This window comes from Polaromonas sp. P1_E11 (assembly GCF_056405995.1).
On the sequence record NZ_JBFUBA010000004.1, the window covers coordinates 56123 to 80973 of the forward strand.

Annotated in this window: 23 protein-coding genes; 13 read left to right on the forward strand and 10 right to left on the reverse strand. The window is 62.4% G+C overall.

All coding sequences use genetic code 11. The features are described 5' to 3' along the window. Positions 1 to 67: 67 nt before the first annotated feature. Positions 68 to 1147: an ABC transporter ATP-binding protein gene (locus AC1D11_RS15805; RefSeq protein WP_477646621.1), complete on the reverse strand. Its 1080-nt coding sequence runs from the start codon at positions 1145 to 1147 to the stop codon at positions 68 to 70. A 39-nt stretch (positions 1148 to 1186) separates the two neighbouring features. Beyond that, positions 1187 to 2272, reverse strand: a complete 1086-nt coding sequence (locus tag AC1D11_RS15810) for an ABC transporter ATP-binding protein (RefSeq protein WP_477646622.1) — start codon at positions 2270 to 2272, stop codon at positions 1187 to 1189. Between the two features lie 268 nt (positions 2273 to 2540). On the opposite strand from AC1D11_RS15810, the gene AC1D11_RS15815 reads away from it, so the two are divergent. From AC1D11_RS15815 to AC1D11_RS15840, 6 genes are all read left to right on the forward strand, one after another. After that, a complete protein-coding gene (locus tag AC1D11_RS15815) occupies positions 2541 to 3308 on the forward strand; it encodes a DeoR/GlpR family DNA-binding transcription regulator (protein WP_477651101.1) in 768 nt (255 codons plus the stop codon). 48 nt (positions 3309 to 3356) lie between these two features. Further along, on the forward strand, positions 3357 to 4850 hold the full coding sequence (glpK, locus tag AC1D11_RS15820) for a glycerol kinase GlpK (RefSeq protein ID WP_477646624.1): 1494 nt from the start codon (positions 3357 to 3359) through the stop codon (positions 4848 to 4850). A gap of 67 nt (positions 4851 to 4917) precedes the next feature. Then, positions 4918 to 5940: a hypothetical protein gene (locus AC1D11_RS15825; protein WP_477646625.1), complete on the forward strand. Its 1023-nt coding sequence runs from the start codon at positions 4918 to 4920 to the stop codon at positions 5938 to 5940. A gap of 117 nt (positions 5941 to 6057) precedes the next feature. After that, positions 6058 to 7236 (forward strand): esterase-like activity of phytase family protein, encoded by a 1179-nt coding sequence (locus tag AC1D11_RS15830; protein ID WP_477646626.1) that lies wholly within the window; start codon positions 6058 to 6060, stop codon positions 7234 to 7236. A 6-nt stretch (positions 7237 to 7242) separates the two neighbouring features. Then, positions 7243 to 8079 (forward strand): pyrroline-5-carboxylate reductase, encoded by an 837-nt coding sequence (gene proC / locus AC1D11_RS15835; protein ID WP_477646627.1) that lies wholly within the window; start codon positions 7243 to 7245, stop codon positions 8077 to 8079. Positions 8080 to 8318: 239 nt separating this feature from the next. Then, positions 8319 to 8525 (forward strand): hypothetical protein, encoded by a 207-nt coding sequence (locus AC1D11_RS15840; RefSeq protein ID WP_477646628.1) that lies wholly within the window; start codon positions 8319 to 8321, stop codon positions 8523 to 8525. A gap of 104 nt (positions 8526 to 8629) precedes the next feature. On the opposite strand, the gene ubiA is transcribed toward AC1D11_RS15840, so the two are convergent. The 4 genes from ubiA to recG all read right to left on the reverse strand — a co-directional run bounded on the left by ubiA (position 8630) and on the right by recG (position 13307). Then, a complete protein-coding gene (ubiA, locus tag AC1D11_RS15845) occupies positions 8630 to 9490 on the reverse strand; it encodes a 4-hydroxybenzoate octaprenyltransferase (protein WP_477646629.1) in 861 nt (286 codons plus the stop codon). Between the two features lie 13 nt (positions 9491 to 9503). Further along, the gene (locus AC1D11_RS15850; protein ID WP_477646630.1) at positions 9504 to 10016 is read right to left on the reverse strand and encodes a Dps family protein; all 513 of its coding nucleotides are present in this window, start codon (positions 10014 to 10016) and stop codon (positions 9504 to 9506) included. A 91-nt stretch (positions 10017 to 10107) separates the two neighbouring features. Continuing rightward, on the reverse strand, positions 10108 to 11109 hold the full coding sequence (locus AC1D11_RS15855; protein WP_477646631.1) for a LysR substrate-binding domain-containing protein: 1002 nt from the start codon (positions 11107 to 11109) through the stop codon (positions 10108 to 10110). 47 nt (positions 11110 to 11156) lie between these two features. Then, the gene (gene recG, locus AC1D11_RS15860) at positions 11157 to 13307 is read right to left on the reverse strand and encodes an ATP-dependent DNA helicase RecG (protein WP_477646632.1); all 2151 of its coding nucleotides are present in this window, start codon (positions 13305 to 13307) and stop codon (positions 11157 to 11159) included. A gap of 17 nt (positions 13308 to 13324) precedes the next feature. Here recG and queA point away from each other — a divergent pair, with 17 nt between their 5' ends. From queA to AC1D11_RS15890, 6 genes are read left to right on the forward strand one after another with little or no spacing between them, the layout of a single operon-like run. Next, positions 13325 to 14386, forward strand: coding sequence for a tRNA preQ1(34) S-adenosylmethionine ribosyltransferase-isomerase QueA (gene queA / locus AC1D11_RS15865; RefSeq protein ID WP_477646633.1), 1062 nt, complete (start codon positions 13325 to 13327; stop codon positions 14384 to 14386). Positions 14387 to 14428: 42 nt separating this feature from the next. Continuing rightward, positions 14429 to 15592, forward strand: coding sequence for a tRNA guanosine(34) transglycosylase Tgt (gene tgt / locus AC1D11_RS15870; protein ID WP_477646634.1), 1164 nt, complete (start codon positions 14429 to 14431; stop codon positions 15590 to 15592). Beyond that, the gene (locus tag AC1D11_RS15875; protein WP_477646635.1) at positions 15592 to 16824 is read left to right on the forward strand and encodes a glycosyltransferase family 9 protein; all 1233 of its coding nucleotides are present in this window, start codon (positions 15592 to 15594) and stop codon (positions 16822 to 16824) included. Before tgt ends, AC1D11_RS15875 begins: the two co-directional genes overlap by 1 nt. 11 nt (positions 16825 to 16835) lie before the next feature. Next, entirely contained in the window at positions 16836 to 17375 is a 540-nt protein-coding gene (locus tag AC1D11_RS15880; protein ID WP_477646636.1) for a GtrA family protein, read from the forward strand. Next, on the forward strand, positions 17362 to 19164 hold the full coding sequence (locus AC1D11_RS15885; protein WP_477646637.1) for an ArnT family glycosyltransferase: 1803 nt from the start codon (positions 17362 to 17364) through the stop codon (positions 19162 to 19164). Before AC1D11_RS15880 ends, AC1D11_RS15885 begins: the two co-directional genes overlap by 14 nt. A 55-nt stretch (positions 19165 to 19219) precedes the next feature. Continuing rightward, a complete protein-coding gene (locus AC1D11_RS15890) occupies positions 19220 to 20032 on the forward strand; it encodes a C40 family peptidase (RefSeq protein ID WP_477651102.1) in 813 nt (270 codons plus the stop codon). Between the two features lie 47 nt (positions 20033 to 20079). Here the strand turns inward: AC1D11_RS15890 and AC1D11_RS15895 are convergent, their stop codons facing one another. Continuing rightward, positions 20080 to 20553 (reverse strand): hypothetical protein, encoded by a 474-nt coding sequence (locus AC1D11_RS15895; protein ID WP_477646639.1) that lies wholly within the window; start codon positions 20551 to 20553, stop codon positions 20080 to 20082. Positions 20554 to 20807: 254 nt separating this feature from the next. Here AC1D11_RS15895 and AC1D11_RS15900 point away from each other — a divergent pair, with 254 nt between their 5' ends. After that, positions 20808 to 21812 (forward strand): aldo/keto reductase, encoded by a 1005-nt coding sequence (locus AC1D11_RS15900; protein WP_477646640.1) that lies wholly within the window; start codon positions 20808 to 20810, stop codon positions 21810 to 21812. A gap of 114 nt (positions 21813 to 21926) precedes the next feature. Here AC1D11_RS15900 and AC1D11_RS15905 read toward each other — a convergent pair whose 3' ends face one another. From AC1D11_RS15905 to AC1D11_RS15915, 3 genes are read right to left on the reverse strand one after another with little or no spacing between them, the layout of a single operon-like run. Continuing rightward, positions 21927 to 22943, reverse strand: coding sequence for an alpha/beta fold hydrolase (locus AC1D11_RS15905; RefSeq protein WP_477646641.1), 1017 nt, complete (start codon positions 22941 to 22943; stop codon positions 21927 to 21929). After that, complete coding sequence (locus AC1D11_RS15910) at positions 22933 to 23970, reverse strand: hypothetical protein (protein ID WP_477646642.1); 1038 nt, start codon at positions 23968 to 23970, stop codon at positions 22933 to 22935. The genes AC1D11_RS15905 and AC1D11_RS15910 overlap by 11 nt, the downstream gene beginning before the upstream one ends. Beyond that, a complete protein-coding gene (locus tag AC1D11_RS15915) occupies positions 23967 to 24845 on the reverse strand; it encodes a methyltransferase domain-containing protein (RefSeq protein WP_477646643.1) in 879 nt (292 codons plus the stop codon). Before AC1D11_RS15915 ends, AC1D11_RS15910 begins: the two co-directional genes overlap by 4 nt. Positions 24846 to 24851 lie beyond the last annotated feature (6 nt).

The following is a 24851-nucleotide window of genomic DNA, read 5'->3' on the forward strand; positions in this document are numbered from 1 at the left end:
GTCACTGCGTGTACTGCGCTGCCCCCCAAGGGGGCGCGCGCTTGCTTGAAGCGGTTCTGCGCTGCGCTCATGCTTCCACCAATTCGTCATTGAGGTACAGGCAGGTGTGCGGCCCCATGACCTGCAGCCAGACCTCGTCGCCGACTTGCGGCGCCCGCGCGGCCGGATTAAGCCGCGCCTTGAGGGTGTGCTCACCAATCCTGGCTGTCAGCATCAGGTGGGTGCCGATATCCTGCACGAGAGCGACGGTGAACGGCAGCGCCGCCGGGTCTCCCGGCGCCGTCTTCACCACGTATTCAGGGCGCACGCCCAGCTTGAGCTCGCCGTCAGGCATGGCACGTTCTTGCGGTAACGCCAGCGGCCGGTCCGCGACGCGCAAAGCACCCCCGACGACTGTGGCGGGCAAGAAATTCATGCCGGGCGATCCAATGAAGTGGCCTACAAACGTATGGCGGGGGCGCTCAAACAGCGCATCGGCCGAGCCCGTCTGCACAGCGCGTCCGCGCGTCATCACCACCACTTCTTCGGCAAAGGTCAAAGCCTCCACCTGGTCGTGTGTCACATAAATCAGGGTGAGCTTGAGTTCATGGTGAATCTGCTTGAGCTTGCGCCGGAGCTGCCATTTCAGGTGCGGGTCGATCACCGTGAGCGGCTCGTCGAACAGCACGGCCGACACATCGGGCCGCACGAGACCACGGCCCAGCGAGATTTTCTGCTTGGCGTCCGCCGCCAACCCGGCCGCACGATGGTTGAGCTGGCCGCTCATGTCCAGCATCTCGGCAATTTCACCGACGCGTTTTTTGATCTGGTCTTCCGGCACCTTGCGATTGCGCAGCGGAAAGGCCAGGTTTTCAGCCACCGTCATGGTGTCGTAGATCACCGGGAACTGGAACACCTGCGCGATATTGCGCTGCTGCGGCGTCGCATGCGTCACGTCCACGCCGTCGAATTTGACCGTGCCCTGCGACGGCACCAGCAAGCCCGACATGATGTTAAGCATGGTGGTCTTGCCGCAGCCCGACGGGCCCAGCAGCGCATAGGCGCCGCCATCGCGAAAACTCATGGTGAGCGGGAGCAACGCGTAGTCGCTGTCTTCGCGCGGATTCGGCCGGTAGGCATGGGCCAGGTCGAGATCAATACGCGCCATAAGGCCTCCGCAGCACAGAAGTGGTTGCAAAAAGATGCTTCATGCAAGTCCCCCCTTGCGCTCTGGCGCCAGCAGCAAGGCGCCGGTCGCATCAAAGACATACACCTGGGCGGGGCTAAGAAACAAGGTGATGGGTGCGCCCAGCTCAAAGTAATGCACACCCGTCAGTTGCGCCACCAATTCCCCCACCGCCGTGACAACGTGAACAAAAGTGTCGGAACCCGAAATTTCGGCCAACTCGACCTTTCCCGGCAGCGCCACATCACCCTGACGCTTTTCGACGCGCAGGGCACTGCCACGAACACCGGCCGTGAGGGTGGCCAGGTTTTGCGCCGGCGCATCGGGCAAGGCCAGCGCCAAGGCCGGGCCGGTCGCCAGCTGAATGCCTTGCGCCGCGGGCAACGCTGCCATCAGGTTCATGGGCGGGTCGCTGAAGGCACGCGCAACGCGCAAGGACCGTGGCGAATGGAATACCTCGGCGGTCGGGCCGTACTGCAGCAGTTCACCACCGTCCATCACAGCGGTATAGCCCCCCAGCAGCAGAGCCTCGCCAGGCTCGGTGGTGGCATAGATCACGGTGGAATCGCCGGCTGCAAAAAGCTGGGTCAGCTCTTCGCGCAATTCTTCGCGCAGCTTGTAATCCAGATTGACCAGCGGTTCGTCCAGCAACATCAGGGGAGCCCTTTTGGCCAGTGCGCGTGCGAGGGCCACCCGCTGTTGCTGCCCGCCCGACAGCTCGGCCGGGTAGCGGTCCAGGAACATCTCGATGTGCAGGCGTTCGGCCAGTTTGCGCACCGTCTGATCGATGTCTTTTTCCCCTCGCAGCTTCAGCGGCGAGGCGATGTTGTCCGCCACCCGCAGCGAGGGGTAGTTGATGAACTGCTGGTAGACCATGGCGACATTGCGCTCACGAACCGGCATGCCGGTCACATCGGCGTCGTTCACCATGACGTTCCCCTGCGTGGGGACATCCAGGCCCGCCATGATGCGCATCAGGCTGGTTTTTCCGGCCTGCGTCGCGCCCAGCAGCACCGTGACTTCGCCGCTGCGCGGCGCCAGGTTCAGCTCGTAAAGCCATTGTTCGGCCCCGACTTTTTTGCTGATGCGGTCCAGGGCCAGCTGCATCACGCGCCCTCCCCATGCACCACGCCATGGCACAAACGCCGCAGCAGCCCGAAATGACGGTGACGCCTCGGTGTCAAGGCGGCGGCAGTCAAACAAAAAGAAGCAATAAACAAGAGAGGGGCTCCCGGCGAGACTTTGAATGAAGTTCGGTTTTTTTCTATTTTTCTTCTTTTGTGATTGTTTTATCTACTTGTTTTCCCTTATCTGTTTCCTTTTGTTTCGATATAAAGTTTCCAGACCTCCACGATTCCTTCAAACTTGAACCCGCGTGAACTCCAACCCCAGGCAAATCAAGCTCCTTGACGTCGTGCGAACCCACGGGTCGGCCTCCGTCGAGCAGCTTGCAGAAAAATTGGACGTGACCTTGCAGACCGTCCGGCGGGATGTGCAGCGCCTGGCGGAAGCCGGCCTGTTGACGCGTTTTCACGGCGGCGTGCGGGTACCCAGTTCCACCATCGAAAACATTGCGCATCGCCAGCGTGAAAGTCTTCATGCCGAAGGCAAGGCGCGCATCGCGCGGGCAGTGGCCAGGCGTGTTCCGAACGACTGCTCATTGATCCTCAATATCGGCACCACCACCGAAGCCATCGCCAAGGCCCTGCTGCATCACAAGGGGCTGCGGGTCATCACCAACAACCTGAATGTGGCGGGCATCCTTTGCGGCAATACCGACTGCGAAGTCATCGTGGCTGGCGGCGTGGTGCGTTCGCGCGACCGGGGCATTGTGGGCGAGGCGGCGGTCGACTTCATACGCCAGTTCCGGGTAGACATCGCGATCATCGGCATTTCCGGGATCGAGCCTGACGGTTCCCTGCGCGACTTCGACTACCGCGAAGTCAAAGTTGCCCAGACCATCATCGAGCATGCACGTGAAGTCTGGCTGGCAGCCGACAGCAGCAAGTTCAACCGGCCGGCCATGGTGGAGTTGGCCACGCTCTCCCAGATTGACCGGCTGTTCACCGACATGCCGCCGCCCGAGCCCTTTCTCGCCTTGCTGGAAGAAGCGGACGTCAATTGTGAAGTCGCCCATTCTTAAGCCCGCCGCACTTGTGCGCCGCCGGCACCCTTTCATACACTCCAGCGCATGACATACCTTCTCGCCCTCGACCAGGGAACCTCCAGCTCCCGCAGCATCGTGTTTGACGAACACGGCCACATCGTGGCCCTGGCGCAGCAAGAGCTGCCGCAGATCTACCCCAAACCCGGCTGGGTCGAGCACGACCTGAATGAAATCTGGCGCACCCAACTGGCGACGGCGCGCGAAGTGCTGGCCAAGGCAAACATCAAGGCCTGCGACATCCGCGCACTGGGCATCACCAACCAGAGGGAAACCACCGCCGTCTGGAACCGCAAAACCGGCCAGCCGATTCACCATGCCATCGTCTGGCAGGACAGGCGCGCGGAAGCCACCTGCGCCGAATTGCGTGAGCAGGGCAAGGAAAGCCTGATCCAGTCCAAAACCGGTTTGCTGATCGACGCCTATTTCTCTGGTACCAAACTCAAATGGCTGCTCGACAACGTGCCCGGTGCACGCGCGCAAGCAGACCGCGGCGAGCTGGCCTTCGGCACTATCGACAGCTGGCTCATGTGGCAGCTCACGGGCGGCGCGCTACACGCCACCGACGTCAGCAATGCGTCACGCACCATGCTGTTCAATGTGCATACCAATCAGTGGGACAACGAGCTGCTTGAGCTGCTGGGCATCCCGGCCTCGCTGATGCCCAGGGTGCTGCCCTCGAGCGCGCATTACGGCGAGGTACAGCCCGACTTGCTGGGCCACGCCATTGCCATTGGCGGCGTCGCCGGCGACCAGCAAAGCGCGCTGTTCGGCCAGGCCTGCTTCAAGGCCGGCATGGCCAAGAACACTTACGGCACCGGCTGCTTCATGTTGATGCACACTGGCAGCCAGTTTCAAACCTCACACAACGGCCTGCTAACAACCAGTGCAGCCCAGGCAACAGCCCAAACGCAGTTCGCCACCGAAGGCAGCGTGTTTGTTGGCGGCGCCGTGGTGCAGTGGCTGCGCGACGGCCTGCACGCCATCAAAGGCAGCGCCGAAGTGCAGGCGCTGGCCGAAAGCGTGCCTGATTCAGGCGGCGTGATGATGGTGCCGGCCTTCACCGGCCTGGGTGCACCCTACTGGAAACCGGATGCGCGGGGCACCATCACCGGCCTCACGCGCGGCACCACCGTCGCCCATATCGCGCGCGCTGCACTCGAAAGCATCGCCTACCAAAGCGCCGCCCTGTTGCAGGCCATGAGCCGCGACGCGGTGAGCGCCGGTGCGGCGCCCGTGGCCGAGCTGCGCGTAGACGGCGGGGCCTGTGTCAACGACCTGCTGATGCAATTCCAGGCCGACCTGCTGGGCATACCGGTGATCCGCCCGGCGGTCATTGAAACCACCGCTCTGGGCGCCGCCTACCTGGCAGGACTTTCCAGTGGTGTCTATGGCAGCACCGATGAGTTGTCCGGCATGTGGCGCGCCGAGCGCAAGTTTTTGCCCACGCTGGGCGCGGACCGGGCTGGCGAGCTGATGGCGCGGTGGGAGCAGGCAGTGCGGCAAACAGTGAGGGAGTAAGCCGGCTGCCGGTTCATCGCTTGAAAATAACCGTCAACGATTCCCCACTCGCCAGCACAATGGATGGATGAAATCCATCCCCTCAATCGTGTTCGCCGTGCTTCTCGCCGGTGGCACCGTAGAACAATGCACGGCGCAACCAGCGTCTCCCCCCCTCTACACGAGAGCTAATCCCGCGAAAGACAACGCCCGGCATTTCGTCGCCCGCACCGGGCACCTGCTTAAACTGGTTCGCAAACATCCCGCGCCGGCAGGAGATCCCTGGTTCAAGATCAAAGGCTTGCAGTTCTGGCCTGCAACGCCCATCTCTGTGGATGCGTTAAAAGTGATGGATTGGGAGGGCGGAAGATTTGACCGCGCGCAGCGCGATCAGGCCCTGCGATGCAGCCTTCCCGGCATGCTGCCACCAGACACTGAGGTGGTGCTACTGGACGCAAGGGAAAATCGGCTTGTTGTGCCAGTCTTCCTCCGCGCGGGCGACCAGGGACTTGGCTATCTGGACCTGTCGATTGACCGGCCCGGCGTTCCCGTGCTACTCGTTATCACCGGGTCTGACGGCCTGGCCGTCCGGATTTCGGTGTCACCCGCCACACACCTGGCTGCGGTGCATCTGAACACCTACTATCCGAGTGTTGTGCTTGGCGTGGAACCTGACAAAGTGACCCGGGAATACTACGAAGGGGGGCCCAACAACAACAATTGCCGCGGCTCCGGGACAGACCTCTTCAAACACCTGGGCTACGAGCCCGAGAAAGCCGTTCACTACAAAACTGAGGGGGAAAGCCATTTTGCGATTGGAACTGCGCAGCCGGTAAACCGAAAACCGCCCACGCTTGGAGCCTTTCTCGATCGCAAGATGCCTGCTCCGAGTCAATACGGCATTCTGGTTCTCGCCGATCTGGGCTACCTGCGTCCATCACAGACTTTGAGCGGCACAGAAATGGGTGGTCCAGTACTTGACGTGCTCAAACCTTTTCGCATCCCCGCTGGATTGGCGGGCAGCCATTCCGTTACGTTTGTGCTGCAACCTGACTCCGTTGCGCCCTCCGGTGAACTGGCTCATTCCTCCATGATTCGACAAGCAAGGTAGCCCGGCGTGCACGCGAGTGCCGCCGTGCTTCCATTCATCCGTTGTCACATTCCTGGTGGCTGCGCCCGCTAGACTGCCAACATGCCGACTTCACCATTCTTGCCTTCAGGTGTGACGATGAAAACGCGCACCCCGTCCCGGCGCCAGCTGGTACTCGGTACCGGCGCTGCCGCAGTGCTGGGCCTGGCCGGCGGCTGGGCATCGCAGCCTGCGGCTGCAACCACCCAGCCGGTCCGCACACGCCTGCGCCTGATCGGTGAATCCCGCATTCCACACCGATTGCAATTCCAGGGCACCACGGTGGGCGGGCTCTCGGGCATTGACTACGACGCCGCCAGCGACCTGTATTACCTGATCAGCGACGACGGCTCCGACGTCAACCCCGCGCGGTTTTACACCGCACGCATCGCGCTGGACATGAACAGCCTGGGCCAGCCGGAATTGCTGAGCGTCACCACCCTGCGCGAAGGCGATGGCGACGCGTATGCGGCCGTATTGCGTGGCATCCAGATTCCCGACCCGGAGGCGATTCGCTGGCGCCCCACCAGCCAGACGCTGCTGTGGACCAGTGAGGGGCACTCCCTGGCGGGCGTGGCGCCGGAGCTGCGCGAAAGCCGGGCTGACGGCACGATGGTTCGCGAATTTACGCTGCCGCCCATGTTTGAGTTTCATCTCACCCGGGGGCCGCGCGTCAATCTGGCGCTGGAAGGCCTGGCGCTGACACCCGATGACAAGACAGCCTGGATCGCCATGGAAAACGCTTTCCGTCAAGATGGACCCGTACCCACGGTGAAAGCGAAGGGCGGGCCCTGCCGCTTCACCCAAATGGATCTTGCCAGCGGGAAAGCATTGCGGCAAATCGGGTATGTGCCCGACGCCATTCCGCGCGCACCTGTCGCGCCGGCCACCCATGCCGACAACGGCGTGGTGGAAATCCTGATGCTCGACGCTGACCGCATGCTGGTGCTGGAGCGGGCCTATATGGCCGGCTGGGGCCCGCAAGCAGGTAACTCGCTGCGCCTGTACCTCATCGACACGCGGCAGGGTTCCGACACGCTCGCAACGCCTGTCCTGCAGACTGGCACCTACCGCGCGGTCGACAAAACACTGATCGCCGACTTTTCCGCCTTCACCGGCCCGGGCCCCGGCCTCCGGCTGGAGCGTCTGGACAATACGGAAGGTATGGCCTGGGGCCCGGTACTGCCCAACGGAAACCGCAGCCTGGTCTTCATTAGCGACGACAATTTCAGCTCCCGGCAAATCAGCCAGTGGCTGGCCTTTGAATTTTTGGACTGACAACGCATGACTTCCACTTCCCGCGCAAGCAACGACCACATCGCCTTCATCGGCGGCGGCAACATGGCCAGCGCCATCATCGGCGGCCTGCGCAAACAAGGCCTGGCGGCGGCCCAAATCCAGGTGGTTGAGCCTTTTGAGGAGCAACGCAACAAGCTCACCCGGCAATTCGGCGTGCAGGTGCATGAAAAACCGGGTGCTGCACTGGCCAGCGCCGGTCTGGTGGTCTGGGCTGTGAAGCCGCAGACGTTCAAGGATGCCGCCCTGCAAACGCGCTTTCACACCAAAACCGCCCTGCACCTGAGCGTGGCAGCCGGCGTGCGGTCCAGCAGCATCGCGCGGTGGCTGGGCACCGAACGCGTGGTGCGCGCCATGCCCAACACGCCGGCGCTGGTCGGCAAAGGCATGACGGCGCTGTTTGCGCGGGATGCCGTGACAGACGACGACAGGCTGGCTGTCGAGCAGGTGGTCAAGCCCACAGGGGATTTCCTGTGGCTCACCGAAGAAGCCCACCTGGACGCAGTCACCGCTCTTTCGGGTTCGGGCCCGGCTTACGTTTTTTACTTTGTGGAAGCCATGATCGAGGCCGGTACGGACATGGGCCTTTCGCCTGAACAGGCACGCAAACTTGCCGTTGGCACCTTTGTCGGCGCTTCAGCGCTGGTGCAGGCGTCCGAGGAGACGCCCCAGACGCTGCGCGCCCAGGTCACATCCAAAGGGGGCACCACCTACGCCGCGCTGACCTCCATGGAGCAGGACCGCGTCAAGATGCTGTTCATGCGCGCCATCCACACGGCAAGGCAGCGTGCCGGTGAATTGGGCGACGAGTTTGGTGCGGGCTGAAGGAAGTTAAGCAAAAATCGCCCACAGCCCAATATAGACGCGCGCAAGCAGCTATCCAATTAATAGCAACATGAATCTTTTGCCGCGACCGCACAGGGCCAAAGAATTTGCTGGCAAGTCAACCGCCCTGGGAGGGAAGGCGTTGAAGGGGAGCGTCTGTCACGGCTATCCTGGTCCTTTGTGGACGGTTCACCCGGCAACACCCGCACCATAACTTTTCCAACATCCGGAGCTTCCCCATGAACAAATTACTGTCCACCCTCATCAGCGCAGCCGTCCTTGCCATGCCCCTGGCCGTGATCTCCACGCCAGCAGCGGCCCAGGCCGCCGCACCCGCAGCAGCCCCTGCCGCTGCACCTGCTGAAAAAGCAGCCGCACCTACAAAAGCCAAGGCAAAAGCCAAACACAAAGTCAAGCACAAGGCAAAAGCCAAGAAATCGGCTTGATCAGCCAGATGGAGTTCCACTGAGCCCTTGATCCGGCGACAGGAGGAACTGAAAAAAGCCCGCGCTTGCGGGCTTTTTTCATGGCCGTCTGTTTCGGCACAGGCTCAAAGGCCCAGGTAAGACAGCGCAATTCCCGCAAATACCGTAAAGCCCAGCCAATGGTTAAGGCGAAACGCCTTGAAACAGTCATCGCGCTCGCGCTTGCGGATCAGCCAGCCGTGCCACAGCGCCTGCCCGAGCGCCACCCCAATTGCTATCAAATAAATAGCTGGTTGCGCACGATCCATAAGGGCTACGGCCCAGATCGACAGAAAAATCAGGTAACTGAGCATGACACCCGCCACATCGAACCGCCCCAGTGTGATGGCCGACGTTTTCATGCCGATCTTCAGGTCGTCGTCACGGTCGACCATGGCGTATTCCGTGTCGTAGGCAATCACCCAGAACAGGTTGCCCAGCAACAGCACCCAGGCCAGCAGCGGCACGCGCGACTGCACGGCGGCAAAGGCCATCGGAATGCCGAAACTGAAAGCCACCCCCAGCACCGCCTGCGGCATGGAGACATAACGCTTGGCAAAAGGATAGACCAGCGTGACCGCCAGCGCGGCAAATGACCAGGCGATGGTGACGGCATTGGTGGTGAGTACCAGGCCGAAAGCCAGCAAAGCCAGCACGGCACCCAGCAACAGGGCCTCCCTGACGGAGACGGCGCCGCTGGTCACAGGCCGCTGCGCCGTGCGCTTGACATGCCGGTCAAAATCGCGGTCGGCCACATCGTTGACGCAACAGCCGGCACTGCGCATGAGGAAAGTGCCCAAGGTGAACACGACCACCAGGTGCCAGCCCGGAAACCCATGTGAAGCCACCCACAGCGCCGACAAGGTCGGCCACAGCAGAAGCAACCAACCCGCCGGGCGATTCCAGCGGATCAGTTGAAGGTAGAGGTCGAGCTTTTGTTTCAACAAGCCAGGATGCACCTTACTCTTCGAGCAAAGAGCGCAGCATCCAGGCCGTCTGCTCGTGCACCGTCAGGCGCTGCGTCAGCAAATCGGCCGTTGGCTCGTCGCTGGCCTTGTCAGCCAGAGGAAACAATTCGCGCGCCGTGCGAGCGACGGCTTCATGGCCCTGCACCAGGATACGCACCATCTCCAGCGCCTTGGGCGGCACCACCGGCACATCGGGAATCGATGCCAGCTTGCTGAACTGGGCGTAAGAGCCCGGTGCAGGATGGCCCAGGGAGCGGATACGCTCGGCCACCGGGTCGACCGCAGCCCAGAGTTCGGTGTACTGCGTCATGAACATCAGGTGCAGCGTGTTGAACATCGGCCCCGTCACGTTCCAGTGAAAGTTATGGGTGGTCAAGTACAACGTGTAGGTATCGGCCAGCAGGCGGCTCAGGCCCTTGGCGATCGCCGCGCGGTCTTTTTCATTGATGCCGATGTTGATGGACGGTGCGGCTTTGCTGGCAGGTTTGGCGGAAGACTTGGCCATGGTGTTTCCTTTTTTAAAATTCAGGGATAACTTTAACGAAATCAGGACGACGGCCGCAACAGCCGCCGTCAATGCCGGTCATAGACGGGATTCAAGACAGGCGGATGACGCCGGGCAGTTCGCAGGCGTAGATGGCATTGCGCAGCGCGGCAATGGCCTCGTAGCGCGTAAAACTGCGACGCCAGGCCAGCACCACGCGCCGACTCGGCACATCGCCGTCAAACGGCAGGTATTTGATGAACGAAGGTTGCTCCGCCGCCAGCTTGCCGCGGCTTGCGGCCGTTTTCCCCCTGGCGGGCTTCCCGGCAGCTGCGGCCTGCTCGGCCAGAGCCTCCTTGGGCACGCCCAGTCGGGGCACCAGCGTGATGCCCATGCCCGCCGCCACCATGTGCTTGATGGTTTCCAGCGACGAACCTTCAAAGCTTTTGCTGATGCCTTCGGCGCTGCTGGAAAAGCGTGCAAATTCGGGGCAAACCTCGAGCACGTGGTCGCGAAAACAATGGCCGGTCCCCAGCAGCAGCATGGTTTCCTTCTTGAGCTCCTCGGCCGTCACGCTCTTGCGTGACGCCAGCGCATGGGCGCTCGGCACCGCCGCCATGAAGGGCTCGTCATACAGCGGCGCAATGGCCAGGTTGGTGTCGGGAAAGGGCTCGGCCAGGATGGCGCAGTCAATTTCACCGGTACGCAGCTCCTCCAACAGCTTGACGGTGAAGTTTTCCTGCAGCATCAGCGGCATCTGCGGCGTATGCGCTATCGCCTGGCGCACCAGGTCGGGCAATAGATAGGGGCCAATCGTATAGATCACGCCCAGCCGCAGCGCGCCGGCCAGCGGGTCTTTGCCGCGCTTGGCAATTTCACGGATGTTGTCGGCTTGCTCCAGCACGCTCTGGGCCTGGCGCACGATTTCTTCGCCCAGCGGCGTCACGGTGATTTCGTTGGCGTTGCGCTCAAAGAGCTTGACCTGCAGCTCTTCTTCCAGCTTCTTGATGGCCACACTGAGCGTGGGCTGCGAGACGTGACAGGCATCAGCGCCCTTGCCGAAATGCTTTTCCCGCGCTACAGCGACGATGTATTTGAGTTCGGTCAGCGTCATGGGCTTATTGTGCTGCTTTTCTCAATCACTGTATCGCCGGATAGTGCTTAGGCCTTCAGGTAATCGGCTTTGCCGCCCAGCCAGCGCAGGATGTGCCGGTGGGCCAGCTCCGCATGCCGGTCCAGCACGAGCGGAGCCCGCTCGCGCGCCCAGGCCAGCAGCGCGGCATCGGTTTCCAGATCCGCAAACCGCAACAGCGGCGCCCCCGACTGCCGCGCCCCCAGAAACTCCCCCGGCCCGCGGATTTCCAGGTCGCGCCGGGCGATTTCAAAACCGTCATTGGTTTGCGCCATGGCCTTGAGGCGCTCGCGCGCCATCTCGCCGAGCCGGGACGCTTCGCCGGTCGAATACAGCAACACACAGGCCGATGCCGCCGCCCCACGCCCGACCCGGCCGCGTAGCTGATGCAACTGGCTCAAACCGAACCGTTCCGCGTGCTCAATCACCATCAGCGAAGCATTGGGCACGTCGACACCTACTTCGATCACGGTGGTACTGACCAGTACGCCCATCTGCCCGCTGGTAAAGAGCGCCATCACGGCTTTTTTCTCGGCCACCGGCATGCGAGAGTGCAGCAGCCCCACACTGACGCCGGGCAAGGCTGCGCTCAGCGCTTCATGCGTTTGCGTGGCATTGACCAGGTCAATGGACTCGCTTTCCTCGATCAGCGGGCAGACCCAGTAAATCTGCCGCCCTTCTGCCAGCTGCCCGCGTATGCGCGTGATCACTTCGTCGCGCCGCGCGTCGCTCACCACCTTGGTCACGATGGGCGTGCGGCCGGGCGGCAGCTCGTCGATGGTGGAGACGTCAAGGTCGGCGTAATAACTCATCGCCAGCGTGCGCGGGATCGGTGTAGCAGTCATCATCAAAAGGTGGGGCTCCTGTCCGCCTTCGGTCATCTTGCTGCGCAGGGCCAGCCGCTGCGCCACGCCAAAGCGGTGCTGCTCGTCGATGATGGCAAGCGCCAGGTTTTTGAACTTCACCTTGTCCTGGATCACAGCATGTGTGCCTATGACCAGGCCGGCCTCCCCGCTCTCGATCAACGCCAGCATCTCGCGCCGCTCTTTTGTTTTCTGGCTGCCGGTCAGCCAGGCGGTCTTGATGCCCAGCGGCTCCAGCCAGCCGATCAGTTTGCTGAAATGCTGCTCGGCCAGGATTTCCGTAGGCGCCATCAGCGCGCACTGCCAGCCCGCGTCCATACAGCGTGCCGCGGCCAGCGCCGCCACCACGGTTTTGCCGGCACCGACATCGCCCTGCAGCAGGCGGTGCATGGGAATATTTTTTTTCAGGTCCGCTTCAATCTCGTTGCACACGCGCTGCTGGGCGGCAGTCAGCCGGAAAGGCAGTCGCTCCAGCAATTGGTCGTGCAGCGTGCACTGCGTGCCGCGCATGGGTGGGCCTGCCAGCGAAGGTGCGCGCATGGCTGCGCGTATGCGGCGCGCCTGCAGTTGCGACAGTTGCTGGGCCAGCAGCTCTTCGGCTTTGAGCCGCTGCCAGGCAGGATGGCTGCGGTCTTCCAGCGTGGCCAGCGAGACATCTGGCGTTGGGTGATGCAAAAACTGTAGCGCCTCGCGCAGGTTCCATAAGGGCTGCAGCCTATTTTCACCTAAAACTTCAGGCGGAAAGGTCTCACGGAGGTCGGCCCGCGCCAGGCCGCTGAGCACGGCTTTGCGCAGGTAGGTTTGCGGCAGGCCGGCCACGGTGGGATACACCGGCGTCAGCGCGCCGGGCAGTTCGCCGCCGGCCAGCCTGAAGCTGGGGTGGATCATTTCACGGCTGAGAAAGCCGCCGCGGATTTCACCCCGCACCCGAACATGGGCGCCTGTGCTCAGCGTTTTCTGGTGAGCCGGGTAAAAATTGATGAAGCGCAGCACGCAGGTGTCGCTGCCGTCGTCTACCGTCACCCGCAACTGTCGGCGGGGGCGAAAGGCAATCTCGCTGTGCGTCACCTGGCCTTCGATCTGCACCAGGTCGCCGTCGCGAGCATCGGCCAGCCGCACGATGCGGGTTTCGTCTTCGTAGCGCAAGGGCAGGTGCAAGGCCAGATCGATGTCGCGGCGCAGGCCCAGTTTTTCGAGGGCTTTCTGGGCCGGCGATTTGGCCGGGGCTTTTTCGGCCCTTGCCTGGGGCGCGGCCTGCACCCCCGCCTCAACCTCTGGTGGGGCGTTTTTTTGGGCGGAAGCACCAGGAGGCGACATGGGACAATTGTGCCTCCATGACGAAGCATTTCACCCTCAGCGATTTTGATTTCACGCTGCCCGAAGAACTCATTGCCCAACACCCTGCCGCCCAGCGCAGCGGCTCGCGCCTGCTTGACGGCCGGGAAGACCTGCCAGTGGACCGGCGGTTCACCGAACTCCCCGGCCTGCTGCTGCCGGGCGACCTGCTGGTTTTCAACGACACCAAAGTCGTCAAGGCCCGGCTCTTCGGCCAGAAAGCCAGCGGCGGCAAGCTGGAACTGCTGATCGAACGCGTGCTGTCGCCCCATGCGGATGCCGGCCACGAAGTCGCCGCCCACATGAAGGTCAGCAAAAAGCCCCTGCCCGGCGCGGTGCTGCAAATGGACGGCGGCTTTACCGCCACGCTGCTGGGCCGCTGGCCTGAAGATAGTGGACCGCTGTACCGTTTCCGCCTGAGCAGTGACCCCTATGCGCTGATGGCGCAACACGGCCATGTGCCGCTGCCGCCGTACATCACCCATACCGACTCCGCGGACGACGAGCAGCGCTACCAGACGGTGTTTGCCAAAAACCCGGGCGCCGTCGCCGCGCCCACCGCGGCACTGCACTTCGATGAAGCCATATTGGCGCAACTCGAAGCGCGCGGCATCCAGCGCGCGAGCGTGACGCTGCATGTGGGTGCCGGCACCTTCCAGCCCGTCAAGGCTGAAAACATTGCCGACCACACCATGCATTTCGAACGTTTTGAGGTCCCTTTGGCCACGCAGCAAGCCATTGCCGCGTGCAAGGCACGCGGTGGCCGCGTGGTGGCCGTGGGCACCACCACCGTGCGGGCGCTGGAGTCGCACGCCAAATTCGGCCCCGACTGCAACGACACCAACATCTTCATCACCCCAGGCTTTGAATTTGCCGTGGTCGATTTACTGTTGACCAACTTTCACCTGCCCAAAAGCACGCTGATGATGCTGGTCAGCGCGTTTTCGGGTTACGAACACATCATGGCGCTGTACCGGCATGCGATTGCCGGGCGATACCGCTTTTTCAGCTATGGCGATGCCATGTTGCTGGCCCGAAAAACCCCTCTGGGGAACACCTGAGGGTGCCTGAATCTCCCCGCGTACACCTGCGACAATCCCAAGATGCTCGAATTTGAAGTTCTGAAGACCGATGCCCCGGCCGGCGATGGGGCTGGCGCCTACCTCGGCTCCTACGCCCGGCGCGGCAAGCTGACGCTCAACCACGGTGTGGTGCAAACCCCCATTTTCATGCCGGTCGGTACCTATGGCACGGTCAAGGGCGTGATGCCGCAGTCACTGCACGACATGGGCGCGCAAATCATCCTGGGCAACACCTTCCACCTCTGGATGCGGCCCGGCCTGGACGTGATGCAGCAGTTCGGCGGCCTGCACAAGTTTGAAAGCTGGAACAAGCCCATCCTCACCGACAGCGGTGGCTTCCAGGTCTGGTCGCTGGGCGAGATGCGCAAGATTTCGGAAGAAGGTGTGAAGTTCGCGTCGCCCGTGAACGGTGACAAGCTCTTTTTGACGCCCGAGATCTCGATGCAGATCCAGACCGTGCTCAACAGCGACATCGTGATGCAGTTCGACGAATGCACACCGTACGACACCAAGGGCCACATCACCACTGAAGGCGAAGCGCGCAGCTCGATGGAACTGAGCCTGCGCTGGGCAAGCCGCTGCATTGCCGAGTTCAAGAAGCTTGAAAATCCCAACGCGCTCTTCGGCATCGTGCAAGGCGGCATGTTTGAGAACCTGCGCCAGGAATCACTCGACGCGCTGGTTGAACTGGACCTGCCCGGTTACGCCATAGGCGGCGTGAGCGTGGGCGAGCCCAAGGAAGAAATGCAGCGCATCATGGCGCACACGCCGCATCGCCTGCCAACGAGCAAGCCGCGCTACCTGATGGGTGTGGGCACACCCGAAGACCTGGTCGAAGGCGTGGCAGCCGGTGTTGATATGTTTGACTGCGTGATGCCGACGCGCAATGCGCGCAACGGCCACATGTTCACGCGCTTTGGCGACCTGAAGATCCGCAATGCGCGCTACAAGACGGAAGACCAACCCGTTGATGCCACCTGCAGCTGCTACACCTGCAAGAATTTCTCGCGTGCCTATATGCACCACCTGGACCGCTGCGGTGAGATGCTGGGTCCCATGCTGTCGAGCATCCATAACCTGCATTACTACCTGAACCTGATGCAGGAAGTCCGCGATGCGCTCGATGCGGGGCGCTTTGGCGAGTTCACCGCACAGTTCCGGGCCGACCGGCAGCGAGGCGTGTAATGAACATCAACCTGCAACGCTGGATTGACCGCTGGGTCGGCATTCCGCTGTGTGCTGCGGTATCGGGCGTCGATGCCGTGCTGCGGCAATTCCGCTCCGGCGCCGATCCTGCGCCGCGTGCCATCGTGGTCATTTTGCTGTCGGAGATGGGCAGCCTGGTGCTCGCCCACGACATGTTCGCGCGCCTGAAGCAGCGCTACCCCGACGCGCCGCTGCACGCCCTGCTCTTCGGCAAGAACCGCGAGATCCTCGACCTCATGCAGGTGCTTGACCCGGCCAACGTGCACACGGTGGACGACAAATCGCTGGGCGGCCTGCTCTCCAGCTTATGGAAAGCGATTGGCGAGCTGCGGCGCGCAAATGTCGACGTGGCGATTGACTGCGAGCTGTTCTCGCGCATCAGCAGCCTGCTGTCGTATGCCAGCGGTGCCCGCATCCGCGTGGGCTTTCACCGCCACACGCAAGAAGGCCTGTACCGCGGCTCGCACATCAACCGGCCCGTTCCCTACAACCCTTACCAGCACATCAGCGCGCAGTTTCTGACGCTGGCGCGCGCGATCAATTCCACGGCCGTTCCCAAGTCCAAACTGCCCGCGAATCTAGCCGCGGCAGGCACCGGAAAACCACCGCCGCACGTACAGCTGGATGCCGCGCTGGTGCCAAGCATCCGGACGCGATTGGCGAAGGACTTTCCGGCGGTTGCCGGCAAGCCTCTCGTGCTGGTCTACCCGGGCGGGGGCATCTTGCCGATACGCGCCTGGCCATTGGCTTCCTACACCGCGTTGTGCGAAGGCCTGGTGGCCGACGGCTGCGCCGTGGCCGTGATCGGCCTGAAAGACGACCAGGCATTGGCGCAGCAGCTGGTGGCCAATGTGCAGGCGGCCTTCCCGGGCAGCCCCGTGATCGATCTGACGGGCTACACGCGATCCATTTCCGAGCTGCTGGCGCTCTTTCATGTAGCGCGCCTGTTGGTCACCAACGACGGTGGGCCAGGGCAGTTCGCTGCACTCACGCCCATCTGGACACTGATGCTGTTTGGCCCCGAGACCCCGGGCCTGTATGCGCCGCTCACACCGCAGTGCCATTCCTTTTACAGCCAGTGGCCGTGTTCGCCTTGCCTCACTGCCTACAACCACCGCTCGTCGTATTGCGACGGCGACAACCAGTGCCTGAAGGTCATTGCGCCCGAAGCCGTACTGGCCAAGGCGCGCGAGTGCCTGGCAACGCCCTGACCCTTATTCTGATGACAACACTCCGATCCATAGCAGAGGCTCTTGTCAGCCGCCTGCCTGAGCGCCTGCAACCCATGGCGCGCTGGCGCTTCATCAAGTTCGGAGTGGTGGGCGCCAGCGGCACGGTGGTGAATGTCGCCGTACTGTATGTTGCCCAGGAATTCCTGTTCAGCCGCATTGCCGACTTCCATTCCCGGCTGAACTACTCCATTGCGCTGGCGATAACCATCGCCACCATCAGCAATTTCTACTGGAACCGGCGGCTGACCTGGCGCGACCGCAAGCATGAGGTGCACCACTCGGCACTTTTTCTGTTTTCGAAGTACGTGATGGCGGCCGGCCTGGCTATCGTGCTGCAGTCACTGCTGACCAAATGGCTGGCGCTGTACATGCACTACATCCTGGCCAACGTGCTGGCGATTGCCTTGTCCAGCGTGTGTAACTTTGTGGCCAATGACCGCATGACATTTCGCCGGCGGCGCGCGAAAATCGTGACCCCTGATGCCGATGGCGTTGCGCCGCCTTCCAACGATATCCATGACAAGCCCTGAGTCCCTGAAAAATCGCATCCCGGCCCACCGCATCTGGATGGCGCTGGCGCTGCTGGTCGCACTGGCTTACCTGTTTGGCCTTGCCGGTGACCACATTCCGCGCAACGGCGACGAGCTGGTCTATGCCCATATCGCCCGGCTGACGGCGGAGACCGGCAAGTGGCTGCCGCTGGTCAGCTCCTACGATTTCATGCGCAACACCAAGCCACCCGTGCTGTTCTGGCAGGCGATGGTCGCCGGCGGATGGGGCGGGCACTGGACGCTGCTCAACCTGCGCCTGCCGAGCGTGGGCTATACGTGGGCAATTTCGCTCATGGTCGGACTGCTGACCTGGAAGATCGTTCGCAACACGGCCACCGCCAACGGCACTGTCTCTGAAGAGCCGGTCAGCCAGGCCGCTTCAATCACCGGCCGCCATGCCCTGGCCATGGGCGCCATCGCGACCATCGTGTACCTGTCTTTCTTCAGCACCTACCGCTATGGCAGGCCTTACCTCACCAGCGCGCCCGAAACTTTCTGGCTGTTTGGCGTGTTGTTTGCCGTTGCCTGGGCGCCGGCAAAGTTGCTGGCCTCTCGCTGGAAGTTTCCGCTGCTGGCGGGGATCGCCATCGGCATAGGCTGCCTCTACAAATCTTTTGTCATGGTGGTACCGGTCGGCTTCGCGCTGGCGCTGTGCTACCAGGTGCTGGGCGCGCGCAAGGCGCCATGGGAAATTTTCCGGCCCGGGATCATCACCGACGGCATCAAGGTCACTGCCATCTGCGTGCTGGCACTTGCAATCTTCGGATTGTGGTTTGCCATCGACCCGCAACCAGGAGAAGTCTGGCGCGAGTTCGTCGTCGGCGAAAACGCCGGCAAGATGAATTCGTCCAAGGGCTACTTCGCCATCGCGTTCAGCGGCAGCAGCGGTGTGTTGACGATATTGACGGGTTACTTCTCCAACGCCCTTTTCCTGCTACCCGTTGCCGTGGGCTGTTTTGTGGCGGCGTGGCGCGCCTGGCGGCAGCGCAAGGGCACCGGCCAGACCATCAGTGATGCAGAAAAAGCCATGTGGCTCTGGATGCTGGCCTTTGCGCTGGTGTTCATGGTGCCCACCCAGCGTTCCACCCGTTACCTGATCCCCGCCATGCCGGCGCTGGCCGTATTGATCGCGTTGTACTGGGAGCGTATCTCGCGCATCTGGTTCAGCCTGACCCTGCTGATCTGCCTGGGCGGCGCGCTGGCCATGGGACTGATCGGCTTTGGCGGGGTGCGGGCTACACAGGATCCATGGCTGTACTCACCGCTCTACTGGCTCTTCCTGGGAGCACTGACGCTTGCTTGCATAGTAGGCCTGTTCAAGCCCGCCTTCACGCGTCCGATCGCTGCGCTGAGCAGCTTCGCCGTACTCTTTGCGCTCGCATGGGTGACCCTGCCCTTCAACGGCGACATGGGCCATTTCCGCCCCGATACCGACGCATTGCTCAAAGGCCAGTCGGTGTCGGTGCCGAGCAATTTCAACGGGCACTTTGAGCGCTATGAGTTCATCATCCCGGGCGCCAAAATCGTTCCTTACTTTGCCGCGCAGCCGGTGGACTACGAAGACGTGAATGCGCTGTTCAAGAACACGCGCTACGCCCTGGTGCAGCGGCGTGCCGGGCAAAAGCCCTGCGACGGCTGCCGCATCATCGACCAGCGCTGGGACCTGCGCTCACGGCAGGACGAAAAAGAAGGCACGCTGGGCGCGTTCAAGTCGCCCGAAACCTTCTGGTATGCCCAAGAATACCTGGTCGAGCGCGCCGCGCCCTGAGCGTCCGCTGTTTGTTTTGTTCATTCCAACCCTGTATTTGACTGGAGCCCTGCGCATGCCGAAAACCTCACCGCAGGCCGCGATGGCCCGTCTGCTGTCCCTGGTGACTGTCCTGGGCAGCCTGCTCCTTGCGCTTGGCGGCTGCGCCACGGCCATCAAGCCGCATGCGGAGACGGGTGCGCCTATGCTGGGTTTTCAGAACATGGCCCTGAACCCGGGCAATGGTGGAGAGCTGATCAGGCCCGATGTCCTGCTGCCGGGCGACATCATCCTCACCGCCGAAAACGGCATCAACTCGGTGGGTATTCGCCTGATCACGCTATCGCCGGTCAGCCATGCTGCGATATATATGGGCAACCAGCAAATCGCCGAAGCCGTGGGCTCAGGCATACGCATTCGAAGCGTGGATGCGATGTTGAAAGACGAAGCAACCGTGGTGGCCTTTCGCCACCCCGACCTCACTGCAGGGCAGGCCGTGCAGATCAACACCTTCGCGGCCAGCCATGAAGGCAAGAAATACAACTATGTCGGCGTGATGCTGCAGGCGCCTTTCGCGCTGGAGCGCCGCATGTGCGAGCTGCCGCTGGTGCCTTCCATGGTGCGCGACTTCTGTATTCGCGGCATCGCAGCCGTGCAGCTGGGGCTGGGTCGCAATGACCAGTTCTTCTGTTCGCAATTCATCCTGGAGGCCTACCGCAGCGCCGGCCTGCCGCTGACCGACGCCGACCCCCGGCTGATCAACCCCGGCGACCTGTTGCACATGCGGGAGGGCGATGTGCCCTCCATCATGATTCACAAGCCGCTGCGGTATGTGGGGCACCTCAAGGCGGCGCCCCAGATCGTCGCCGTCGAGCAGATGCAGCAGTAGCCGGCGCCGCTGTTGCGATCGTTATGGCGACGGCCACTTCAGTTGGTTCAACCGCCGATGTGCATGGTGAACTGCGCGCCGTTGGAGAGCTTGCACTGCCCCGTCCCCATCGTCGATGAGTTCATCTGGTAGCGGCAGCTGATATAGCTGCCCCGGCTGCCGGAGCCATTGGCCACCCCTTCGCGCGTTGAAGAGCCCGCGATGCGCGTAGCTTCCCCATTAAAGCTTTCACCATTGATGTTGGTGGTGAAGGTGCCGCGCCCGTTCATGTCATTGGTCACCACCGCGCCCACCATGCCGTAGGCTTGGGCGGCGTCGTTCGCCGGGTACAGCCGCGCCGCAAAGGTCGTGCTTGCCGGCATGGCCGGTGTGACATACACCGTGGAGGAAACCGGCGGATGAGCGGGCTGAACCGGCACGACGTAGCAGCCCGTCAGGGCAGTGGCACCCAACACCGCAGCGGCCAAAGCCGTGCGGCGCGTCAGGCGTGACAGGGAGAACAGGGAGGAATCGATCTTCATACATAACCCGAAGGCCCAAGCACATGCTTGTAGAGGCAGTGTGGAGCGGAATACCTTAAAAGTTTCGTTTAAAGATACAAGATCATTAAATTAGTACGACTAGGATCAAATAAAGATACTTTATCGAAAACCGGCATGTAGACAGCAAATCTTCATGGCGGGGGCCGCAGTCGCCAAATAGCCGACGTGCAGCGCAAAGATTCAGGCTCAGGCACCATCAGCGATCCTGCCCACTTTTTTTTGCAAAGATGACCATGCAATACCGCCGCCTTGGAAACAGCAACCTCAAAGTCTCCGTCCTGTGCCTGGGCACCATGATGTTCGGCAAGCAGACGCCGTTTGAAGAGGCCGGCCGCATCGTGGCGTCGGCGCGCGAGCACGGGCTCAACTTCATCGACACGGCCGATGTTTACAACCAGGGGCAGTCCGAAAAAGACCTGGGCAAGCTTCTCGCGGGCCAGCGGAACCACTGGGTGTTGGCCAGCAAGCTGGGCAACCCTGTCAGCGAAGCCGTCAATGAGGGCCACTACTCCCGCCGCTGGCTGGTGCAGGAAACCGAGGCCATTCTGGCCAGGTTGCAAACCGACTACCTGGACATTCTTTACCTGCACCGTGACTACCATGACGCCAACCTGGAGGAGGCGGTGCGTGCGCTGGGCGACCTGATTCGCGCGGGCAAGATCCGCAGCTTCGGCCTGTCCAACTTCAGGGGCTGGCGCATCGCCGAGGTCGTGCATCTATGCAAAGCGCTGGGCGTACCGCAACCCGTGGTGTGCCAGCCGTACTACAACCTGCTCAACCGCGGCCCGGAGGTTGAAATCCTTCCGGCCTGCGGCCACCACGGCATTGGAGTGGTGCCTTATAGCCCGCTGGCGCGCGGCGTGCTGACCGGCAAGTACCCGCCCGGCCAGCCGCCGGCCGAAGGCACGCGCGCGGGCAGCGGCGACAAGCGCATCCTGGAGACCGAGTTCCGCGAAGAGTCGCTGGTCATCGCGCAGAAGATCAAGGCGCGCTGTGAAGCCCGGGGCCAGGTCCCCGGCCAGTTCGCCGCAGCCTGGGTGCTGGCCAATCCGCTGATCAGTTCGGTCATCGTCGGCCCGCGCACCCTGCCGCACCTGGAAGATGTGTATGGTGCGGTGGAACTGGTGCTGGACAAGGACGACGAAATCTTTGTCAATGCCCTGGTCGTGCCCGGCCATGCGTCCAGCCACGGCTACAACGACCCGGGTTACCCGTTTTTTGGGCGGCCGGTCGTGTGAGCGGCTAAATTTCAGCGAATAGTAGCCGGAAGCCACGTTAATCGGGCGCAAGTAGCTCCTGATTTCATAGCAAATAAAGCCTGTAAAGCCGGCAGAAGCGGCCCTCGCGAACGCTCAAGGTTTGAGCACTTCAGCCATACGCTGGTTGAACAGCGCTGGATCCTCAATCTGTGGAATGTGGCCGACACCCGGCAGAACCACCAGGCGTGTGCCGGGCACCAGTTGCTGAATAGTCTCGGCCTGCGCCAGGGGCGTGATGCTGTCTTCCTTGCCCCAGACCAGCGTGAGCGGTATCTTGAGCTGGCGGAACCCTTCGGGCCGTTCACTCAGGCTGGCGCCGTGCTCGCCGGCGAACTGCGCCGCCCAGTCTCCCAGGCTGGCTGTGAAACCGTGCAGCACAAAAGGCTGGCGGTAAATCGCCGTGCGGGCAGGCGTGACGACCTCCTTGCGCGCCACAAACTGGCGCAGCCAGAACTCACTGAACAGCGGCTGGGTCCCAGCCGTGGCAATGAGCGCGGTGCGCACGGGACGAATCTGAACAACACTGGCAACCAGGCCGCGGTTCGGCGCGGGTACGGGACGCGTCACCAGGCCGATTGCCGCATCGACCAGCATCAGGTGGCGCACACGATCAGGCTGCAGCATGGCCGCTTCCGCCGCAGGCCCACCGCCATAGGAATGGCCCAACAGCGTGACGGGCCCGAGCTTGAGCGCATCCACGAGACCGATGATGCGGCGCGCCTGCGCCGCCCGGCTGTAGTCGCGCGATACAGGCCGTGTGCTGAAGCCGAAGGGAGGGAGATCCATGGCAATGACGCGGTAACCCGCAGCAGCCAGGGCGTGTACGTTTTGGTCCCAGGTAGCGCTCCAGGCGCCAGTGCCGTGCGTGAGCAAAAGAGGCGGCGCGGCGGGGTCACCGAATTCCTGCACGTAAATGTCCACGTCATGCGCATGCAGCCAGCGTCCCTGTCGGGGCGCCGCCTCGCGTGGGCTCTGGTCTTCAACCCACAACATGCGGGCCCAGGAAAAAGCCACGACCAGCAACAGGCAGGCCACCAGCGCCACGAGTACGCGCCACGGGTAGAAAAGCCAGCTGCGCCCTGGCTTCTGCCCACGCCCTCTAGTAGTCAAAAATGTGCTCCACCTGCAGATTGCCGGCTTGCCACTGCCGCAGCGACTCGGCCAGGTGTTCGACGGGCACCGTCAACACCACCCGCTGGGTGCCGGGCCGGGTAAGGATGGGTTGCCTCAGCAGTGGCGTGGCGGGGCTGGTGGGTTCCCAGGTGCCAGGCGCCAGCACGCTCACCAGGATGAATGAGTCATTGCCTGCGATCTCGCTGAAATTGACGCCTTGCACCGCCAACGCCTGGGCATAGCTCATGAAAGCCTCGTAGCGGGGAATGGTGACCAGGGCCGAACCGTCGGGCTTCGGTGAGAGCACCTTGAGTTCCGGCAGCGCGGCGTCAGCCCGCGGCACAGGCTTTGCCACCACGGCTGTGACGGGCAAGGGCGCATCGTAAATCGTCTGCGTGCCCAGCTTGATCAGCCGGGCATAACCCGCCTTGACCAGGTATTCGGTCGTGAGCGCAAACCGGCGTTCCCACTTGCGGACCATGTCCGGCCCGGTGAGAGGCACATCGCGCCAGAGGCCTGCCAGCGCCTTGTCGAAGTCATACAGGTACCAGGGCTGCACGCGAATAAACCGTACGTAGTCCTGCGCAACGCTGGCCGCGTGCCCGTCTTCGGGCGTAGGCTGGCCAGCCAGCGATTCGGCGAGCCGCCCGATGAGCGTCTCATAGGCCGACTTGAGCGCATATTCCACCGTCGTGCTGGTGCCTATCACCATGATCATCAGGTGATAGCCGGGGTTGAGGTCGAGCCCGCGGCGGCGCGTCTCGTCAAAGACGGCTTTGTAGCTTTCCCAGAACTGGCCGATGTGGCCATAAAAAGGAAAGCGGCTGGGCGCACTGGTACGTATGAACTCGCCGTACTCATAGGGGCTGAACACCAGGAACCACTCGGGATAAGTCAGCAGCGTCTGCTCGACGCCGCGCACATGCTCGGGCCCCGCCACCGGCGCAGGGCCTGCGGCCGGCGCCATTCCGACGAGCGCGGCAAACGCACTTGCAACCGCGAGATTGCGCAGCCAGCGCATCACGCGGTAGCCTCGCCGGATTTTGTGAACGCCAGCAGCACGTTGTCCGAGGGATCGTGCGCCTGCAACTCGCGCTTGCCGCTGTCCTTCAGCCCGCGTTCACCAAGGTAAGCCACCCATTCGGCGACCGGCCGGAAGTAGCGCAACTCCCGCTGGTTGGTTTCCCATGCGCCGTTCAGGCCGGCATTGAAAACGGTATGCACGAGCGAGACAAACGTGAACATCTCGGGCGTGGTGACGTCATGGTCGCGCAGGATGAACATGCCGCCCGGCTTGAGCACACGCACGATAGAGGCAACAAAAGCATCGAGCTTGTCCAGCGGGCAGTGGTGCAGGCCGATGTAGCAAGTCACCATATCCACGCTGGCATCGGGCAGGCTCGCCGGCAGCGGGTCATAGTCGTTCATGGGCACAAAGCTGCCGATCTTGAACAGGCCGCCACGCTCGGCGATGTCCACCGGCGAATTGGTGGGTGCCACATCGTTAACCAGCGTGATGGGGCCTGTCACCTTGATGCGCTTTTTCAGCTCGCTGATATAGCGGCCGGTGGAGCCGATCTCCACATAACCATCAATCTGCTTTTTGTCGCCCAGGAGCCGCTGGGTCTGATCGGCCATTTCCTTCTTCTGCTTGAAGAGCGCCGGCAAGGCCAGGGTCAGGTCCGCCATGAAGGGCTTGATCTTCGGCAGTTCGCGCTGGAGCCTGCGGTAAATGGCTTCATCGTTGTCAAGCTCGGCCGAGGTGTTCTTGATCAGTGTGTGAAAACGGTCCTCGGGATAAAGACGGTAGATGTTCTGCAAGAACTTGTAAAAACCGTCGTGCCAGCGGGTGACGCTGAAAACGGCGCGAAATTCCGAAGCGGGTGAGGTTGTGGTCATGGCAAG

Excerpts from the sequence above, each read along its gene's own strand:
- AC1D11_RS15805 (WP_477646621.1), bottom strand. The coding sequence starts at position 1,147 with ATGGCGCGTATTGATCTCGACCTGGCCCATGCCTACCGGCCGAATCCG.
- AC1D11_RS15810 (WP_477646622.1), bottom strand. The coding sequence starts at position 2,272 with ATGCAGCTGGCCCTGGACCGCATCAGCAAAAAAGTCGGGGCCGAACAA.
- glpK (WP_477646624.1), top strand. The coding sequence starts at position 3,357 with ATGACATACCTTCTCGCCCTCGACCAGGGAACCTCCAGCTCCCGCAGC.
- AC1D11_RS15825 (WP_477646625.1), top strand. The coding sequence starts at position 4,918 with ATGAAATCCATCCCCTCAATCGTGTTCGCCGTGCTTCTCGCCGGTGGC.
- AC1D11_RS15830 (WP_477646626.1), top strand. The coding sequence starts at position 6,058 with ATGAAAACGCGCACCCCGTCCCGGCGCCAGCTGGTACTCGGTACCGGC.
- proC (WP_477646627.1), top strand. The coding sequence starts at position 7,243 with ATGACTTCCACTTCCCGCGCAAGCAACGACCACATCGCCTTCATCGGC.
- AC1D11_RS15840 (WP_477646628.1), top strand. The coding sequence starts at position 8,319 with ATGAACAAATTACTGTCCACCCTCATCAGCGCAGCCGTCCTTGCCATG.
- AC1D11_RS15850 (WP_477646630.1), bottom strand. The coding sequence starts at position 10,016 with ATGGCCAAGTCTTCCGCCAAACCTGCCAGCAAAGCCGCACCGTCCATC.
- AC1D11_RS15855 (WP_477646631.1), bottom strand. The coding sequence starts at position 11,109 with ATGACGCTGACCGAACTCAAATACATCGTCGCTGTAGCGCGGGAAAAG.
- recG (WP_477646632.1), bottom strand. The coding sequence starts at position 13,307 with ATGTCGCCTCCTGGTGCTTCCGCCCAAAAAAACGCCCCACCAGAGGTT.
- queA (WP_477646633.1), top strand. The coding sequence starts at position 13,325 with ATGACGAAGCATTTCACCCTCAGCGATTTTGATTTCACGCTGCCCGAA.
- tgt (WP_477646634.1), top strand. The coding sequence starts at position 14,429 with ATGCTCGAATTTGAAGTTCTGAAGACCGATGCCCCGGCCGGCGATGGG.
- AC1D11_RS15875 (WP_477646635.1), top strand. The coding sequence starts at position 15,592 with ATGAACATCAACCTGCAACGCTGGATTGACCGCTGGGTCGGCATTCCG.
- AC1D11_RS15880 (WP_477646636.1), top strand. The coding sequence starts at position 16,836 with ATGACAACACTCCGATCCATAGCAGAGGCTCTTGTCAGCCGCCTGCCT.
- AC1D11_RS15885 (WP_477646637.1), top strand. The coding sequence starts at position 17,362 with ATGACAAGCCCTGAGTCCCTGAAAAATCGCATCCCGGCCCACCGCATC.
- AC1D11_RS15890 (WP_477651102.1), top strand. The coding sequence starts at position 19,220 with ATGCCGAAAACCTCACCGCAGGCCGCGATGGCCCGTCTGCTGTCCCTG.
- AC1D11_RS15895 (WP_477646639.1), bottom strand. The coding sequence starts at position 20,553 with ATGAAGATCGATTCCTCCCTGTTCTCCCTGTCACGCCTGACGCGCCGC.
- AC1D11_RS15900 (WP_477646640.1), top strand. The coding sequence starts at position 20,808 with ATGCAATACCGCCGCCTTGGAAACAGCAACCTCAAAGTCTCCGTCCTG.
- AC1D11_RS15915 (WP_477646643.1), bottom strand. The coding sequence starts at position 24,845 with ATGACCACAACCTCACCCGCTTCGGAATTTCGCGCCGTTTTCAGCGTC.